The sequence below is a fragment of the Methylobacterium sp. C33D genome, from assembly GCF_053345825.1.
In genome coordinates this window covers 1-381 of record NZ_JBKFAV010000142.1, presented here as the reverse complement: position 1 = coordinate 381, position 381 = coordinate 1, and the positions used below count along the sequence as shown (strand labels likewise).

1 pseudogene is annotated in these 381 nt (G+C 62.5%); it reads right to left on the bottom strand.

Going from position 1 to position 381, the window contains the following annotated elements:
- Window positions 1–381: pseudogene (locus ACLBXO_RS31765) on the bottom strand (flagellin); the annotation flags it as partial.

Genomic DNA, 381 nt, shown 5'->3' with positions numbered 1-381 from the left:
GAGCCGGTCTGCAGCACGTTGATCAGCTGCTTGGAGAAGTCCTGGCGGTTCTGAACCACCGACAGGTTCGAGCCCAGCGTGCTCGCCGCGGAGTTGAGCGAGTTGCCGGCGCTGGTCAGGGTCGCCAGGGTCTTGTTGACGTCCGCGTTCAGCAGGAAGTTGCCGAGGCCGTTCTGGCTCGACGAGTTGTTCGAGCTGGTGATCGACGACAGGCCCAGGCCGCTGGCGGTCGCGTCGACCGAGGCGACGTTGAGGTTCGAGCTGCCGGTGTCGTTGAACTTGATGTTCATGTCATTGCCCTTGCCGGCAATGAGGTTGACGCCGTTGTAGCTGGCGTCGCTGGCGAGCTGGGTGATCTGGTTGAGCAGGTTGTTGTACTGG